Genomic DNA, 14,699 nt, shown 5'->3' on the forward strand with positions numbered 1-14,699 from the left:
CGATCGTCCTCATGCCTTGGCGCCCTTCATCGGGCTGCGCGGCGCGCCGTCGCGCCAGTCGCCGCTTGCCCACATATGGTCGAAGGCGGCGCGATAGTCGGGAAAGCGAAACCGATAGCCCGCCGCCTTGATCGCCGCATTGGCGACCCGCTTGTTCTCGGCATAGAAGGACCGCACCATGGGCGAAAGTTGGGCGCCCTCGAAGGGAATTTCGGGCGGCGCCTCGATACCCATCAGCGAAGCGGCGTAGGCGACGACATCCTGCGGCGGCGCCGGCTCGTCGTCGGTGAAGTTGAAGATGCCGCCCGTATTGCCGCCGATCAGATGCCAAAGCGCGCCTGCAATGTCATCGCAATGGATGCGGTTGAACACCTGATCCGGCTTGACCAGCCGCCTTGCGGTGCCGTTTTCCAGATTGACCAGCGCATTGCGCCCCGGCCCGTAAATGCCGGACAGCCGCAGGATCGCCACCGGCCGGTCGATTTCCCTGCCGAACTTCTGCCACGCCTGCTCGGCCTCGACCCGCATGACCGAGCGCTTCGACACCGGCCGGCAGGCGGCCGTTTCATCGACCCAGGCGCCGCCATGATCGCCATAGACACCAACGGTCGAGAGATAGCCGATCCATTGCAGGTCGGGCATCCCTACGATTGCCTCGCGGGTGGCATTCAACACGGGATCGCCGGGGTCTTCCGGGGCGACCGAGATCACAAGATGCGTGGTTTTCTCAAGCGTTTCGCCGATTTCGTTCGTCAACTTGCCGTCGAACAGCAGCGGGACGATGCCGGCCTGGCGCAGCGCTTCGAATTTTTCCTCGGAGCGTGTCGTGCCGACGATCGTGGCGGCTCCCCTGTTGGCACGGGCAAAGGCCTTGCCGGAATAGCCGGCGCCGAAGATGAGTATCCGCTTTTCGTTCATGCATGCGTCCTGGTTGGCCGCGCCAGGCGCCATTCCTCGCGGACGGCGCCGTCGCTCTCGCTCCGCAGGCCGTCCGCGGCCCGTTCGGCATATTCGGTTTCCGGCACCAGCCGCGCCAGCGCCCAAATTGCCGCGCCCCGCACCAGCGGCGAGGCATCGCCGAGCAAGGACCGCACGGTACCGGCAAGCGACTGTTCGCCGGAATTGCCGGCGGCAATCAGCACGTTGCGGACAAAACGGTCGCGGCCAATGCGTTTGATCGGCGAACCGGAGAAGAAGGCCCGGAAGGCAGCATCGTCCAGCCGCAACAGCTCGACCAGCGGCGGCTCGCGCAAATCGTCGCGGGCGGCGAGCTTGGTCTCGGACGCGGCGCGGGCGAACTTGTTCCACGGACAGGCGGCGAGACAGTCGTCGCAGCCATAGATGCGGTTGCCGATTTTCTCCCGAAATTCATGCGGGATCGGCCCCTTGTTCTCGATGGTCAGGTACGAAATGCAGCGCCGCGCATCGAGCCTATAGGGCGCGGGGAAGGCATCGGTCGGGCAAGCGTCGAGGCAGGCGCGGCAGGAGCCGCAATGGTCGATCTCGGGCTTGTCCGGTTCCAGTTCGGCCGTGGTGAAAATGGTGCCGAGGAACAGCCAGGAGCCATGCTCGCGGCTCACCAGATTGGTGTGTTTTCCCTGCCAGCCCAGACCCGCGGCCTCGGCCAGCGGCTTTTCCATGACGGGTGCCGTGTCGACGAAGACCTTCACGTCGCCGCCCGTCCGCGCCACGATCTTGCCGGCGATTTCCTTCAGCCGGCCCTTGATCACCTCGTGATAGTCGCGGTTTTTCGCATAGACCGAGATGGCGCCCCGATCGGGCCTGGCCAGAACCTCGCGCGGATCCTCGTCAGGCCCGTAATTCATCGCCAGCACGACGATCGAGCGCACGTCGGGCCAAAGCGTCGAAGGCTCGCTGCGGCGCGCGATCGTCTCGGCGATCCAGTCCATCGAGCCATGAAAACCGTCGGCGACGAATTCGGCGAGCCGCGCCGGAGCCAGCGGGATGGCGTCGGGAGCGGTGACGGCAATGGCAGCGAAGCCGGCGCGCCGCGCCTCCGCGTCGATCAGCGCACGCAGTTTTGCCGCGTTAGAAGTCGAGGTCCGCATAGTGCGACACCGGCGACAGGCCGCGCACGCGGTCGGTCAAGAGCGGCCGGAACGAAGGCCGCGACTTCACCCGCGTGTACCATTCGCGCGCGGCGGGATGTTCGCGCCAGTCGATCTCGCCGAGATAGTCGAGCACAGAGAGCGTCGCGGCGGCCGCCAGGTCGGCATAGGTGACCCTGCCGCCGGCCAGCCAGTGGCGGGTGCCGGCCAGCCAATTGGTGTATTTCATGTGCTGGCGGATGTTGGCGCGCGCGGCGCGGATGGCGCCCGAATCGGGCGAGCCGCCGCCAGCCGTTTCCGGCATCACCGGCTTCAGCACGCGCTCGCGCACGAGGTGGCGGGTGACCTCGCTCTCGGCCTTGTTGAGATACCAGTCGATCAGCCGGCGGATTTCGGCGCGCTGCATCGGGTCTTCGGCGAACAGCCGCTTGTCGCGCTTGAGCACGCCGCGCGTCTCGTCGAGATATTCGGAAATCACCGTCGCGCCGATGATCGGCACGTCGCCTTCGGCCAGCAGGATCGGCAGCGTGCCGGCCGGGTTCAGCGCCAGAAACTCCTTGCGCCGCGTCCAGGGCTTCTCCTCGATCAGCGCCAGCTCCTCGCCGTACTCGCCAAAGGCCAGGCGGACGAAGCGGCAGGTGGCGAACATGGGGTGATGGAAAAGCGTCAGCATGGTTCCGCGATGATAAAGCGCACTGGTGTGGTTTGGATTTGAAGTTCCTGTCCCCTCAACGGCATCCGCGTTCAGGAACTTCAAATCCAAACCACACCAGAACTTGAGTTGGCAGTGTGGCTCAGAACCCGGAATTCGCGCATCGCGCTCGTCCCAGCTATGGCGAATTCCGGATTGCCACACTGGCGAATCGCAGGGCGCACCGGTAAGTCTTGGCCGCCCGGTTAGCGGGCCGTCAGGGGTGCTGCGACCTATAGGGGGACTTCAACGCCATGACAAGCAAGCCGTGCCGTTAGCCGTCATGCAAATGCCGAGGTAGAAATGGAAAGCCAGACCATCGTCGAAGCCCTGCTGCTCGGCCTGTTGGAGGGACTGACCGAATTCATACCGGTGTCCTCGACCGGCCATATCCTGCTCGCCGGCCATTTCCTCGGCTTCCAGTCGACCGGCAAGGCCTTCGAGATCCTGATCCAGCTCGGCGCCATCCTGGCGATCCTGAGCGTCTATTTCCGCCGGCTGTGGCAGATGCTGCTCGACCTGCCGCATGACCGGCTGACGCGGCATTTCGTCATCGGCATCCTCATCGCCTTCCTGCCGGCGGCGATCATCGGCGCGCTGGCGCACGACTTCATCAAGACGGTGCTGTTCGAATCGCCACGACTGATCTGCATCATGCTGATCATCGGCGGCGTGGTGCTACTGGTTGTCGACCGCATGAATCTCAAGCCCGTCTATCGCGACGTCGAGCGGTTTCCGACCCGACTTTACCTGCAGATCGGGCTGTTCCAGTGCCTGTCGCTGATCCCCGGCACCTCGCGCTCGGGCTCGACCATCGTCGGCGCGCTGCTGCTCGGCGTCGACAAGCGCGCGGCGGCGGAATTTTCTTTCTTCCTCGCCATCCCGACCATGGTCGGCGCCTTCGCCTTCGACCTGTTCAAGAACCGCAACGTGCTGACCTCGGCCGACCTGCCGATCATCGCGATCGGCTTCGTCGCCGCCTTCGTCACGGCCTTGGTCGTGGTGCGCTACCTCCTCGATTACGTCTCGCGCAACGGCTACTCGCTGTTCGGCTGGTGGCGGCTGGTTGTGGGGATCGTCGGGCTGGTAGCGTTGATGATCTGGGGATGAGCGCAGCGACCGGTTCGGTTGGAGCCACATATCCCCAAACGTCAGCGCCGCCCCTCACCTGCCTGCCGGCATCCTCTCCCCGTATAGGGACGGGGAGAGGGCGCTGTCATCCGCGATTTCGCCAACTACACCGGTTGCAAGAAGGTCGCCGTCGCTGCGGCCGCCTCCCTTCTCCCAGTCCCTATACGGGGAGAAGTGCCCGGCAGGGCGATGAGGGGCAGCACTAACTTCAACGAATGGATTGCCCTTCGGCAACGAGCCTAATTCCGCCCATAAAACGCATTCGGGACATGCACCGGCCAGCGCCAGGGCAGCACGGCAACCATGTCGAAGCGCATCGACAGCCTGCCATAGTCGGGCTGTCGCGATAGCCAGACGTCGGCCGCACCCTCGATGCGGCGCTCCGATTCGCGGCCGATCGCCTCCATGGCCTCGATCAGCGTGCGGCGCGCCTTGACCTCGACGAACAGCACCAGATCGCCACGCCGCGCGATCAGGTCGATCTCGCCAAAGCGGGTGCGGTGGCGGCGTGCCAGGATGCGGTAGCCTTTCAACATCAGCGCCACGGCCGCCAGCCATTCGCCGCGATGGCCGCGCCGGTACGCTTTCAGGCGGCTGGCGCTCGGGCGCTCAGCCATCGTCGCCTTCTCGAAGTTCAAGCAGCCGCCGATAAAGCGCCTGCTTCTGGCCGCCGGTCATTTTCGCGGCTTCCGCCGCCGCCTTGGAGGCCGGCATCTCCGCCGCCAGCGATAGCAGCAGGCGGTCGATGTCTTCGGGCTGATCGGCCTTTGCCTCGGCGGGACCGACGCAGACGACGATCTCGCCCTTCGGCGTGTCCGCCGCCGCGTAATGATCGGCGAGCGCTTGCAGCGTGCCGGTGCGGGTTTCCTCGAACGTCTTGGTCAATTCCCGGCCGATGGCGGCCTTGCGCTCGCCGCCGAGGGCCTCGACCATGGCGCCGAGCGACTCGGCCAGCCGGCGCGGCGATTCGAAGAAGATCAGCGTCGCAGGTACCGCCTTCAGCGTCTCCAGCCGCGACAACCGCTGGCCAACCTTGACCGGCAGGAAGCCGGCGAACAGGAAAGCGTCCGACGGCAGGCCGGATGCGGTGAGCGCTGCTAGCGGCGCCGACGGGCCGGGAATCGGCACGACGCGAATGCCGTGCTCGAGCGCCTCGCCGACCAGCCGGTAGCCGGGGTCGGAGACCAGCGGCGTGCCGGCATCCGAAATCAGCGCCACGCTCTGTCCGGCTTCGAGTGCTGCGATCAACTTCGGCCCGGCCTCGCCGGCATTGTGCTCGTGATAGGCGGTGGTGCGGCGGCGAATGCCGTAGCGGTCGAGCAGCACGCGCGACACGCGCGTGTCCTCGCAGGCGACGATGTCGGCGGCGGCCAGCGTCTCCAGCGCGCGCAGCGTGATATCGGCGAGGTTGCCGATCGGCGTCGCCACCAGATAGAGCGCCGGATCGAGCGGACGGGCCGCGATTTCGGTCTGCCCGACCACATAGCTGCGCTTGCCCGTCTCGCCAGTCACCGATGCCGTCTCCGTCCGGGTTCGTCTTACCAAATCTTGTTTGGCATGGCTGGCGCCGGCTTGCAAAACTCACGCCGATGTAAGGTGGCCGCCATTCCTTCGCCACAGTGGGGAACGAAACCGGTTTTGGCAGATTTAGCCCCTGATTCCCCTAGGGAGGACAGGATGGACAGCCTGAAGATACAGGACGCGTTCGCGCCCTATTATGCCGATCGCAATCGTGCCGCGCGGCGGGACAAGCGGCTGCCCGCCAAGGCCGGCCCGACAGCGGAGCCGACAGCCTTGCCCACCAACGTAAAGCTTTCCGACAACAAACCCGACAGCACGACGGAGCACTGACCGGACGATGCCCAATCGCTTCGATATCTTCATCACCCGTCTTGAGACGAAAAACGCCCGCAACGGCGTACCCTTGCCCTCATTGGGGGACCAGCACCGCGGTCGCCGCGACAAGGACAACGCCAAGCCAGTCCGGAACGGTGAGGCCCACGCGGAGAAAGAACGCGGAAAGCACCGCCACAAGCACGACGCCTGACCGGGCTCGGATTGGCGACACGGCCGCCCGAAGGTGGCGAACGCTGGGCCAAGCGCTCAGTCCAGATAGCGTGAAACACGCGCCTTCAGAAGCGCTATCAGCTCCCGATCCATGAATTCGTACTCGTCCGGGATGTCGAGGCAGATCACCTTGGCCGCCTTCAGGCTGGCCTTGAATTTCTTCTGCAGTTTCGTCCGGTGGGTTTTCTCCATGACAAAAATGATGTCGGCCCAGCCGACCAGCTCATGCGTCAGCGGCGTATCGGCGTCGTGATTGGTGCCGGCCGACGCGACCTTTATGTCGCGGCGCGTGGAAAACACCTGCTCGGCGGTCGGGCTGCGCAAGCGGTTCTGGCTGCAGACGAAGAGGATGTTCTTCACGGGCTCCTCTGGACCGTCATTACCGCGCCAGGTCCGCCACCACGGCGTCCAGCACGATCATGCCGGCGGGGGTGGCGCGCAGGCGCGCATTGCCGATCGGCGCCACCAGCCCCTCGCCCTGCAGCACCGAAAGCCGGGTGCTGGACAAGCCGCGTCCGGAAAACGCCTCGTAACGCGTGAGGTCGATGCCTTCGGCAAGCCTCAGCCCCATCAGCAGGAACTCGTCGGCTTCTTCCGAACGCGTCAGGAGCTCGCCGCCGGTGATGCCATGGCCCTTGGCCTCGACCAGATTGGCCCAGGTCTCCGGCATTCTCTCCGCGATCGTCACCACCCGGTGGCCGTTCTCGACGAAGCGTCCATGCGCGCCGGGGCCGACGCCGACATATTCGCCGTAGCGCCAGTAGGTCAGATTGTGCCGGCTCTCGGCGCCTGGCCGCGCGTGGTTGGAAATCTCATAAGCCGGCAAACCATGCGCCGCCGTGATCTCCTGCGTCAGCGCATAGAGATCGGCGGCGTGGTCGTTGTCGGGAATGATGAACTTCTTCGCCGCGTGCAGCGCGTGGAAGGGCGTGCCTTCCTCGATGGTCAGCTGGTAGAGCGACAGATGGTCGGCGGCATGGCCGATCGCCTGTTCAAGCTCGGCCTGCCAAGCCTCCGGCGTCTGTCCTGGGCGGGCATAGATCAGGTCGAAGGAGAGCCTTGGAAAAATCTCGCGCGCCAGCCCGATGGCGTGCAGCGCTTCCTCGACATTGTGCAGCCGGCCAAGGAAGCGCAGATCCTTGTCGTTCAGTGCCTGCACACCGAGTGACACCCGGTTGACGCCCGCCATGCGGTAGCCGCGAAACCGCTCGGCCTCGACGGAGGACGGATTGGCCTCCAGCGTCACCTCGATGCCGTCAGGCGCCGACCAATTCTTGGCCACCGCGTCGAGAACCCTGGCCACCGTTTCCGGCTTCATCAGCGACGGCGTGCCGCCGCCGAGAAAGATGCTGGTGACCTCGCGCGGCCCGGTGCGCTGGCGCATCGTCGCCAGCTCGGCCTCGAAGGCGGCGGCAAAGCGCTCCTGGTCGACCGGCTGGTGGCGGACATGGCTGTTGAAGTCGCAATACGGGCACTTGGCCGCGCAGAACGGCCAATGCACGTAGACGCCGAAGCCCGGGCCGCGGTCGAGCGGCATGTTGGTGCTGGACCCGATCATTCCGAACCAAGCCGGGCGCGGGCGAATTTCTGGAAGGCGCGGGCGCGGTGCGACAGCGCCGTCGGCTGGCCGGGCTTCCAGCCGTGCTTTTGCTCCGCGCTCATCTCGCCGAAAGTCTTGTCGAAGCCATTGGGCAGGAACACCGGATCGTAGCCGAAGCCGAGTTCGCCGCGCGGCGGCCAGACCAACGTGCCTTCGGCCTCGCCGCGATAATATTCGGCCTCGCCGTCTGGGAAGGCGAGGCAGATGACGGCGACGAAGCGGCCCGTGCGCTGGCCGGGCGTGGCCGCGCCGACCTCCTGCATCGCCACTTCGGTGCGCTGCATGGCCATGGCGAAATCGCGCGATCCTTCAGGAGTTTCAGCCCAGTTGGCGGTGTAGACGCCGGGCGCGCCATCGAGCGCGTCGACGCACAGGCCCGAATCGTCCGACAGCGCCGGCAGGCCGGTCGCCTTGGCGGCGGCGAAGGCCTTGATGTAGGCGTTTTCCTCGAAGGTGGTGCCGGTCTCCTCTGGCTCGGGCAGGCCGTAGGCCTTGGCTGATTTCGCCTCGAAGCCGAACGGTCCCATCAAATCGGCGAATTCGCGCAGCTTGCCTTCATTGTGGCTGGCGACGACGATCTTCTTGCCATCAAGTGTATGCATCAAAGGCCCCAGATTCTCGGCTCGGCGAACTCGATCGAGTTGCCCGAGGGGTCGCGTATATAGAGCGAACGCCCGCCTTGCGGCCATTCGAATTCGCTTTCGATGGCGATTTTCCTCGCCTGAAGATGGGCTTTCCAGGCGTCGATTTCAGCGGCGGTCGCGGCAAAGCACAGATGGCCGTCGCCGACAGCGCCGTGCGGAGGGACTTTCAGCTTCGCATCGGGCGCGGGCGGGATTTTGGTTGCCTCGGCGTTGAAGATGAGCAGAACGCCCGGTCCGCAGCGGAAGAAGAGGTGGCGGCCTTCGACCTTGCCGAGGAGGATGAGGCCGAGGATGTCGGTGTAGAACGTTTCCGCCTCAGCGAGGTCGGTGACATAGAGGGCCGATTCCAGGATTGCGGAGGGTGTCACGAGGCGCCCCCCTCTGCCCTGCCGGGCATCTCCCCCTCAAGTGGGGAGATTGGCGGTTTCAGCTTCGCCGCACATCCTGCGCCGTTGATAGATGTCGAAAGCCGATCGAACATCCGATCTCCCCCCTTGAGGGGGAGATGGCCGGCAGGCCAGAGGGGGGCGTTCAAGCTCGGCATCGAAACTCAGGCCACCGCCATCTGCTGCAGGCTGACCAGGCGGGAAATGCCCTTCTTGGCCAATCCCATCAAATCCACGAACTGCGCTTCGGAAAAGGGTTCGCCCTCGGCGGTGCCCTGGATCTCGACGATGCCGCCATTGCCGGTCATGACGAAATTGGCGTCGGTGCCTGCCGAGGAATCCTCGATATAGTCGAGGTCGATGACCGGCTGGCCATCATGGATGCCGCAGGAGATCGCCGCGACATGGTCCTTGAGCACCTTCGAAACGCTGGCCATCTGACGCGCTTCCATCCAGCGCAGGCAATCGTAAAGCGCCACCCAACCACCGGTGATCGAGGCGGTGCGGGTGCCGCCATCGGCCTGGATGACGTCGCAGTCGACGGTGATCTGCTGTTCGCCGAGTGCCTGCAGGTCGACCACGGCACGCAGCGAGCGGCCGATCAGGCGCTGGATCTCCAGCGTGCGGCCGCCCTGCTTGCCGGCGGAAGCCTCGCGGCGCATGCGCTCGCCGGTCGAGCGCGGCAGCATGCCATATTCGGCCGTGACCCAGCCCTTGCCGGAATTGCGCATCCAGCCCGGCACCTTTTCCTCAAGGCTCGCGGTGCACAGCACATGGGTGTCGCCGAACTTCACCAGGCACGAGCCTTCGGCGTGCTTGGAGACGCCGCGCTCGAAAGAGATGGCGCGCATTTCGTCGAATTGGCGTTTGGAGGGGCGCATTCGGCCTGCTTTCTGTCAGTTTCTTGAAATCGTGGCCGGCTTTTAGACGCAAGGGGGGCAGCGCGCAAAGGAAAACGGACCTGGGATCCGAGACAGGCACCCCGGGGTGATCGGCCACAGACACCGGGTTGCGCGCGGCGTACCGAAGTCTATATCCTGAACACGGAGGTTTTTGGCCGAATGACCAAGGCAGTCGATCCCGCTTCGCAGTCGCCCGCTCTTCAATCCCTCGACATGCGCTCGCGCGACATTTTCCGGCGCATCGTCGATTCCTATCTGAGGGACGGCGAGCCCGTGGGCTCGCGCAGCCTGTCGCGCATCCTGCCCTCCTCGCTGTCGCCGGCCACCATCCGCAACGTGATGAGCGACCTCGAACATCTCGGGCTGATCTACGCGCCGCATATCTCGGCCGGGCGGCTGCCGACGCAGGCCGGCCTGCGCTTCTTCGTCGATGCCTTCATGGAGCTTGGCGACCTCTCCGACGAGGAGCGCCGCACCATCGAGGCGCAGGTGCGCGCCTCCGGCTCCGGCGCCACGCTGGAGCACATGCTGACCGAGGCCAGCCAGATGCTGTCGGGCATGTCGCGCGGCGCCGGCCTGGTGCTGGCCGCCAAGAACGAGGTAGCGCTGAAGCATATCGAATTCATCCAGCTCGAGCCGACCAAGGCGCTGGCCGTGCTGGTGTCGCAAAACGGCGACGTCGAGAATCGCGTCGTCGACCTGCCCGCCGGCACCACGGTCTCGCAGCTGCACGAGGCCTCGAATTTTCTCAATGCGCATATTCGCGGCCGCACGCTGGCCGAGGCGCGCACCGAGATCGCCCGCATCAAGGAGGAGACGCGGGCCGCGCTAGACACGCTGTCGCAGGATCTCGTCGAAAAGGGGCTGGCGGTGTGGGCGGGCGCCGAAAGCGGCCTGCCGGCACGGCTCATCGTGCGCGGCCGCGCCAATCTGCTCGAAAACGTCACCGCCCAGGCCGACATCGAGCTATTGCGACATTTGTTCGAGGACATGGAGACGCAGGACGGGCTGATCCAGTTGCTCGACCTTGCCGAGCAGGGATCGGGCGTGCGCATCTTCATCGGCTCGGAAAACAAGCTGTTCTCGCTGTCGGGCTCGTCGCTGGTTGTGGCGCCCTATCGCGACAAGGATGCCCGCGTCGTCGGCGCGCTCGGCGTCATCGGCCCGACCCGGCTCAACTATGCTCGCATCGTGCCGATGGTGGATTATACGGCGCAGCTGATTTCCCGCATGCTGCGCTAAGGTGACGATATTCAGGGGAGACCGGTCTGCAAACGGCTGCTACCTGCGCCTCCGGTGCTCACGTACAAAAGTACGCTCAGCTCCGGTGTCGGTATCAACCGTTTTCGACTCGGCCTGACCTGAATATCGACACCTTGGAGCCCCAGAATCGAACAACAGGCAGCAAGGAGAAGAAGAATGGCGCTGGAATCGTTCAAGGCCCAGATCAGCCTGCTGCTGGAGGAGATGGTCAATCAGCCCGAGGACGTGCACGAGGTGCAGGAGCAGTTGCGCGAGAAACTGCGGGAAATGCGCGCCATGGGCCTGCCGCTGCCGGCCGATCTCGTCGAGCTGGAAAAGCGCCTGGACAGCGACCTCGACGCCACCGAAGCTTGATAACCGCTCTACCGTCGCTCCAACCGGACGTGTGGCATGGAACTATCCGCCAGGCTCGGCCGTTGCCGCTGCGCGCGGCAATCGATTTGCGGCACGACGCGGAGGTCTCTCATGATCAGACTTGCCTCAATGGCCGCCATCCCGGTCAGCCTCATCATTGCCGGTTCGGCCCTGGCGGCCGATCAGCCGGTGCTCAAGGGTCCGGCCGCCTTCGGTGACTGGCGCGCCGACAGGCCGGGCGTGCGCCGGCTGATCAAGCCGGAAGACCTGCCGAAGCCCTACGTCACCAAATCGGCCTCGAACAGCGCGGGGCTAGCGGACATGCCAGCGGACGCAAAGCCGCAACTGCCGCCCGGGTTCTCGGCCCAGCTGATCGCCTCTGGCATCGACAATCCGCGCGTCGTGCGCGTGGCGCCGAACGGCGACCTGTTCGTCGCCGACAGCGAGGCCAACCAGGTTCGCGTCTATCGGCTGACAAAGGGCGGCGCGCAACCGGCCGAGCAAGGGGTCTTCGCCGGCAATCTCAACCAGCCCTACGGCATTGCCTTCTATCCCTTGGGCAACGACCCGCAATGGGTCTATGTCGCCAACAGCGACAGCATCGTGCGCTTCCCCTACAGGAGCGGCGAGTTGAAGGCATCCGGCGAGCCGGAAACCATCATCGACAACATTCCGGCTAGTCACCACTGGACGCGCGACATCGCCTTTTCGCCCGACGGCAAGACGCTCTATCTGTCGGTCGGCTCCGGCTCGAACGTCGCCGAGGACATGGGCAAAGAACCGGAAGGCGGTCTCGAAACATGGGTCAAGTTGCAGCCGATCGGCGCGACCTGGGGATCCGAGGAGGGCCGCGCCGACGTCAGGGCCTTCGATCCCGACGGGAAGAACGGACGCATCGTCGCCACCGGCCTGCGCAACTGTTCGGGCATGACGATCCAGCCGGCGACCGGCGCGCTGTGGTGCGTCGTCAACGAGCGCGACGCGCTCGGCGACAATGTGCCGGCCGAATACGCGACATCGGTCAGGGACGGCGCCTTCTATGGCTGGCCGTGGTATTATATCGGCGGCAATGAGGATCCGCGCCACAAGGGCGAGCGCCCCGACCTCGCTGGCAAGGCCACTGTTCCCGATGTGCTGATGCAGGCCCATTCGGCACCGCTCAACATCGCCTTCTACACCGGCAAGGCTTTCCCGCAGGAGTATCAGGGCGATGCCTTCGTTGCCCTGCACGGCTCCTGGAATCGCGGCAACCGCACCGGCTACAAGGTGGTGCGTTTGCTGTTCAAGGACGGCAAACCGACCGGTGAATACGAGGATTTCATGACTGGCTTCGTCGTTTCCAACGGCGAGGTGTGGGGCCGGCCGGTCGGTGTGGCGGTGGCAAACGACGGCGCGCTGATCGTGACCGAGGATGGCAACGGTACCATCTGGCGCGTGACTTACGGTGATGGCCGCTCCTGAGGAGCCTTTGGGTGGCCAGCGCAGGCCCCCTCACCCGGATTGCCAAAACCGAATTGCAAGGGCAATTCGGGGCAATCCGACCTCTCCCCTAGGGGAGAGGAGTCTTGCAGGCGCTGGCGCCCGTCTCTTCTCCCTCGGGAAGAAGGTGGCCGCGAAGCGGCCGGATGAGGGGGCTTCGTAAGGCGAGGCCTTTATATCTGGTGCAATAGAATTCGACCCCAGGGAATTCAACGTTGGCCGGTCCTATGCGATAAGGCGCTCTGATCAGAGACCGCATCCATGACCCTTACCGGCTTCCTCGCCTACAGCGCCGCTCTCGGCATCGCCGCCGCCATTCCAGGCCCCGGCGTCACCGCGCTTGTCGCGCGGGCGCTGGGCTCGGGCTTTCGCTCGTCGCTGGCCATGTCGTTTGGCCTGATGCTGGGCGACCTCATCTATCTGACCGCCGTGGTGCTGGGCCTCGCCTTCGTCGCGCAGGAGTTCGGCATGGTGTTCCTGGCCGTCAAGTGGGCCGGCGTCGCCTATCTCGCTTTTCTCGGCTGGCGTTTCTGGACAGCCGGCATCACGCCCGAGACGGTCGAAGCCAGGAAAGGCAAGGGCGGGCTGGTGTCCAGCTTCCTCGCTGGCCTCACCGTGACGCTCGGCAATCCCAAGACGATGATCTTCTACCTCGCCATCACGCCGACCATCGTCGACCTGAAGACGATCACGCTCGCCGATTACGGCATTCTCGCCGCGCTGACGGTCGTCGTCCTGTTCGTCGTGCTGGTGCCTTACCTGGCACTCGCCGCCAAGGCGCGCTGGTTCCTGAAATCGCCGAAAGCGCTCAAGCTGCTGAACCGCACCGCCGCCACCTTCATGGTCGGCGCGGCGGCGGCGATCGCCGCCCGCCAATAGGGCTTCGGCCAAACCGTTCCGCAAACCATTTGTTTCGGGAAACGCTTTTCCGGAGCAAACGGGTTTTCAGCACGGCCCCTACTCGGATATTTCTTGCCGACAGCCTATCTTGCGCGGCTGAACAGCTTATCGTGCTGGCAGGAATGCCACTCGCCTGAATACTCCTCTTGCCTGAAATACTCTCTTGCCTGAAATTCTGGGAGCGAAACCAATGAACAAGCCCGTCACCTCCGCCCGCGTGCCCGGCCGCGGCCGCATCTACCCATCCATCACCGACACGATCGGCGATACGCCCCTGGTCCGGCTCGAGAAGTTCGCCAAGGAGAAGGGCATCGTCGCCAATCTGGTCGCCAAGCTCGAATTCTTTAATCCGATCGCCTCGGTCAAGGACCGTATCGGCGTGGCGATGATCGAGGCGCTGGAGGCATCGGGCAAGATCGCGCCCGGCAAGACCACGCTGATCGAACCGACATCGGGCAACACCGGCATCGCGCTTGCCTTCGCCGCCGCCGCCAAGGGCTACAAGTTGATCCTGACCATGCCCGAGACGATGTCGATCGAGCGCCGCAAGATGCTGGCGCTGCTCGGCGCCGAACTGGTGCTGACCGAAGGCCCGAAAGGCATGAAGGGCGCCATCGCCAAGGCCGACGAACTGGCCGCGACGATCCCCAACGCCGTCATCCCGCAGCAGTTCGAAAACCCCGCCAATCCGGAAATCCACCGCAAGACGACAGCGGAGGAGATCTGGAACGACACGCAGGGCGAGATCGATATCTTCGTTGCCGGCATCGGCACGGGCGGCACCATCACCGGCGTCGGCCAGGTCTTGAAGAAGCGCAAGCCAGCGCTGCATGTCGTCGCCGTCGAGCCGGAAGCCTCGCCGGTGCTGTCGGGCGGCCAGCCCGGCCCGCACAAGATCCAGGGCATCGGCGCCGGCTTTGCGCCCAAAATCCTCGACACCACGATCTATGACGAGATCGTCAAGGTCTCGAACGAGGATTCCGTCGCCAATGCGCGCCTCATCGCCCGCCTCGAAGGCGTGCCGGTCGGCATCTCGTCGGGCGCGGCACTGCAAGCAGCGATCGTCGTCGGTTCGCGGCCCGAGAACAAGGGCAAGACCCTGGTCGTGGTCATTCCCGACTTCGCCGAGCGGTATCTGTCGACGATCCTGTTCGAGGGGCTGGGGTCTTAAGGGTTTCGCGCACCCATCTTCCCTTCTCCCCTTGTTGGGTCC

General features: G+C 65.0%; 18 protein-coding genes. 8 read left to right on the forward strand and 10 right to left on the reverse strand.

The annotated features are described in order from the left end of the window. Positions 1-9: 9 nt before the first annotated feature. Genes LB564_RS17950 through LB564_RS17960 form a run of 3 tightly spaced genes read right to left on the reverse strand, consistent with a single transcriptional unit; the run spans position 10 to position 2,742 of the window. The gene (locus tag LB564_RS17950; protein WP_224539697.1) at positions 10-918 is read right to left on the reverse strand and encodes an SDR family oxidoreductase; all 909 of its coding nucleotides are present in this window, start codon (positions 916-918) and stop codon (positions 10-12) included. Next, a complete protein-coding gene (gene queG, locus LB564_RS17955; RefSeq protein WP_224539699.1) occupies positions 915-2,069 on the reverse strand; it encodes a tRNA epoxyqueuosine(34) reductase QueG in 1,155 nt (384 codons plus the stop codon). The genes LB564_RS17950 and queG overlap by 4 nt, the downstream gene beginning before the upstream one ends. Then, positions 2,050-2,742 (reverse strand): glutathione S-transferase family protein, encoded by a 693-nt coding sequence (locus tag LB564_RS17960; RefSeq protein WP_015314714.1) that lies wholly within the window; start codon positions 2,740-2,742, stop codon positions 2,050-2,052. The genes queG and LB564_RS17960 overlap by 20 nt, the downstream gene beginning before the upstream one ends. A gap of 321 nt (positions 2,743-3,063) precedes the next feature. Between LB564_RS17960 and LB564_RS17965 the strand changes: the two genes are divergently transcribed. Next, the gene (locus tag LB564_RS17965; RefSeq protein WP_015314715.1) at positions 3,064-3,870 is read left to right on the forward strand and encodes an undecaprenyl-diphosphate phosphatase; all 807 of its coding nucleotides are present in this window, start codon (positions 3,064-3,066) and stop codon (positions 3,868-3,870) included. A gap of 260 nt (positions 3,871-4,130) precedes the next feature. Here LB564_RS17965 and LB564_RS17970 read toward each other — a convergent pair whose 3' ends face one another. Further along, positions 4,131-4,508 carry a YraN family protein gene (locus tag LB564_RS17970; RefSeq protein WP_224539701.1) on the reverse strand — a complete coding sequence of 126 codons (378 nt, stop codon included), beginning with the start codon at positions 4,506-4,508 and terminating at the stop codon, positions 4,131-4,133. After that, positions 4,501-5,403 (reverse strand): 16S rRNA (cytidine(1402)-2'-O)-methyltransferase, encoded by a 903-nt coding sequence (gene rsmI / locus LB564_RS17975; protein WP_224539703.1) that lies wholly within the window; start codon positions 5,401-5,403, stop codon positions 4,501-4,503. Before rsmI ends, LB564_RS17970 begins: the two co-directional genes overlap by 8 nt. Before the next feature lie 165 nt (positions 5,404-5,568). On the opposite strand from rsmI, the gene LB564_RS17980 reads away from it, so the two are divergent. Together LB564_RS17980 and LB564_RS17985 are read left to right on the forward strand one after the other, a co-directional pair. After that, entirely contained in the window at positions 5,569-5,742 is a 174-nt protein-coding gene (locus LB564_RS17980; RefSeq protein WP_224539704.1) for a hypothetical protein, read from the forward strand. Positions 5,743-5,749: 7 nt separating this feature from the next. Beyond that, on the forward strand, positions 5,750-5,938 hold the full coding sequence (locus LB564_RS17985; protein WP_135933149.1) for a hypothetical protein: 189 nt from the start codon (positions 5,750-5,752) through the stop codon (positions 5,936-5,938). A gap of 56 nt (positions 5,939-5,994) precedes the next feature. Here the strand turns inward: LB564_RS17985 and LB564_RS17990 are convergent, their stop codons facing one another. The 5 genes from LB564_RS17990 to rph all read right to left on the reverse strand — a co-directional run bounded on the left by LB564_RS17990 (position 5,995) and on the right by rph (position 9,469). Then, on the reverse strand, positions 5,995-6,318 hold the full coding sequence (locus LB564_RS17990) for a low molecular weight protein tyrosine phosphatase family protein (protein WP_224539706.1): 324 nt from the start codon (positions 6,316-6,318) through the stop codon (positions 5,995-5,997). A 19-nt stretch (positions 6,319-6,337) separates the two neighbouring features. Next, the gene (gene hemW, locus LB564_RS17995; protein ID WP_224539709.1) at positions 6,338-7,516 is read right to left on the reverse strand and encodes a radical SAM family heme chaperone HemW; all 1,179 of its coding nucleotides are present in this window, start codon (positions 7,514-7,516) and stop codon (positions 6,338-6,340) included. Then, the gene (gene rdgB / locus LB564_RS18000; RefSeq protein WP_224539711.1) at positions 7,513-8,160 is read right to left on the reverse strand and encodes an RdgB/HAM1 family non-canonical purine NTP pyrophosphatase; all 648 of its coding nucleotides are present in this window, start codon (positions 8,158-8,160) and stop codon (positions 7,513-7,515) included. The genes hemW and rdgB overlap by 4 nt, the downstream gene beginning before the upstream one ends. Next, on the reverse strand, positions 8,160-8,570 hold the full coding sequence (locus tag LB564_RS18005) for a VOC family protein (RefSeq protein ID WP_140703482.1): 411 nt from the start codon (positions 8,568-8,570) through the stop codon (positions 8,160-8,162). Before LB564_RS18005 ends, rdgB begins: the two co-directional genes overlap by 1 nt. Before the next feature lie 182 nt (positions 8,571-8,752). Then, complete coding sequence (rph, locus tag LB564_RS18010; RefSeq protein ID WP_224539713.1) at positions 8,753-9,469, reverse strand: ribonuclease PH; 717 nt, start codon at positions 9,467-9,469, stop codon at positions 8,753-8,755. A gap of 180 nt (positions 9,470-9,649) precedes the next feature. Here rph and hrcA point away from each other — a divergent pair, with 180 nt between their 5' ends. The 5 genes from hrcA to cysK all read left to right on the forward strand — a co-directional run bounded on the left by hrcA (position 9,650) and on the right by cysK (position 14,657). Further along, on the forward strand, positions 9,650-10,732 hold the full coding sequence (gene hrcA / locus LB564_RS18015) for a heat-inducible transcriptional repressor HrcA (protein ID WP_140703489.1): 1,083 nt from the start codon (positions 9,650-9,652) through the stop codon (positions 10,730-10,732). Between the two features lie 177 nt (positions 10,733-10,909). Then, positions 10,910-11,107, forward strand: coding sequence for a hypothetical protein (locus tag LB564_RS18020; protein ID WP_140703491.1), 198 nt, complete (start codon positions 10,910-10,912; stop codon positions 11,105-11,107). A gap of 111 nt (positions 11,108-11,218) precedes the next feature. Further along, the gene (locus LB564_RS18025; RefSeq protein WP_224539715.1) at positions 11,219-12,568 is read left to right on the forward strand and encodes a PQQ-dependent sugar dehydrogenase; all 1,350 of its coding nucleotides are present in this window, start codon (positions 11,219-11,221) and stop codon (positions 12,566-12,568) included. A gap of 279 nt (positions 12,569-12,847) precedes the next feature. Beyond that, positions 12,848-13,465 (forward strand): LysE family translocator, encoded by a 618-nt coding sequence (locus LB564_RS18030; RefSeq protein WP_140703493.1) that lies wholly within the window; start codon positions 12,848-12,850, stop codon positions 13,463-13,465. Positions 13,466-13,676: 211 nt separating this feature from the next. Next, the gene (gene cysK / locus LB564_RS18035; RefSeq protein WP_224539717.1) at positions 13,677-14,657 is read left to right on the forward strand and encodes a cysteine synthase A; all 981 of its coding nucleotides are present in this window, start codon (positions 13,677-13,679) and stop codon (positions 14,655-14,657) included. Positions 14,658-14,699: the final 42 nt, after the last annotated feature.

The organism is Mesorhizobium sp. ES1-6, from assembly GCF_020164775.1.
GTDB lineage: Bacteria > Pseudomonadota > Alphaproteobacteria > Rhizobiales > Rhizobiaceae > Mesorhizobium.

Excerpts from the sequence above, each read along its gene's own strand:
- LB564_RS17950 (WP_224539697.1), bottom strand. The coding sequence starts at position 918 with ATGAACGAAAAGCGGATACTCATCTTCGGCGCCGGCTATTCCGGCAAG.
- queG (WP_224539699.1), bottom strand. The coding sequence starts at position 2,069 with ATGCGGACCTCGACTTCTAACGCGGCAAAACTGCGTGCGCTGATCGAC.
- LB564_RS17960 (WP_015314714.1), bottom strand. The coding sequence starts at position 2,742 with ATGCTGACGCTTTTCCATCACCCCATGTTCGCCACCTGCCGCTTCGTC.
- LB564_RS17965 (WP_015314715.1), top strand. The coding sequence starts at position 3,064 with ATGGAAAGCCAGACCATCGTCGAAGCCCTGCTGCTCGGCCTGTTGGAG.
- LB564_RS17970 (WP_224539701.1), bottom strand. The coding sequence starts at position 4,508 with ATGGCTGAGCGCCCGAGCGCCAGCCGCCTGAAAGCGTACCGGCGCGGC.
- LB564_RS17980 (WP_224539704.1), top strand. The coding sequence starts at position 5,569 with ATGGACAGCCTGAAGATACAGGACGCGTTCGCGCCCTATTATGCCGAT.
- LB564_RS17985 (WP_135933149.1), top strand. The coding sequence starts at position 5,750 with ATGCCCAATCGCTTCGATATCTTCATCACCCGTCTTGAGACGAAAAAC.
- hemW (WP_224539709.1), bottom strand. The coding sequence starts at position 7,516 with ATGATCGGGTCCAGCACCAACATGCCGCTCGACCGCGGCCCGGGCTTC.
- rdgB (WP_224539711.1), bottom strand. The coding sequence starts at position 8,160 with ATGCATACACTTGATGGCAAGAAGATCGTCGTCGCCAGCCACAATGAA.
- rph (WP_224539713.1), bottom strand. The coding sequence starts at position 9,469 with ATGCGCCCCTCCAAACGCCAATTCGACGAAATGCGCGCCATCTCTTTC.
- hrcA (WP_140703489.1), top strand. The coding sequence starts at position 9,650 with ATGACCAAGGCAGTCGATCCCGCTTCGCAGTCGCCCGCTCTTCAATCC.
- LB564_RS18020 (WP_140703491.1), top strand. The coding sequence starts at position 10,910 with ATGGCGCTGGAATCGTTCAAGGCCCAGATCAGCCTGCTGCTGGAGGAG.
- LB564_RS18025 (WP_224539715.1), top strand. The coding sequence starts at position 11,219 with ATGATCAGACTTGCCTCAATGGCCGCCATCCCGGTCAGCCTCATCATT.
- LB564_RS18030 (WP_140703493.1), top strand. The coding sequence starts at position 12,848 with ATGACCCTTACCGGCTTCCTCGCCTACAGCGCCGCTCTCGGCATCGCC.
- cysK (WP_224539717.1), top strand. The coding sequence starts at position 13,677 with ATGAACAAGCCCGTCACCTCCGCCCGCGTGCCCGGCCGCGGCCGCATC.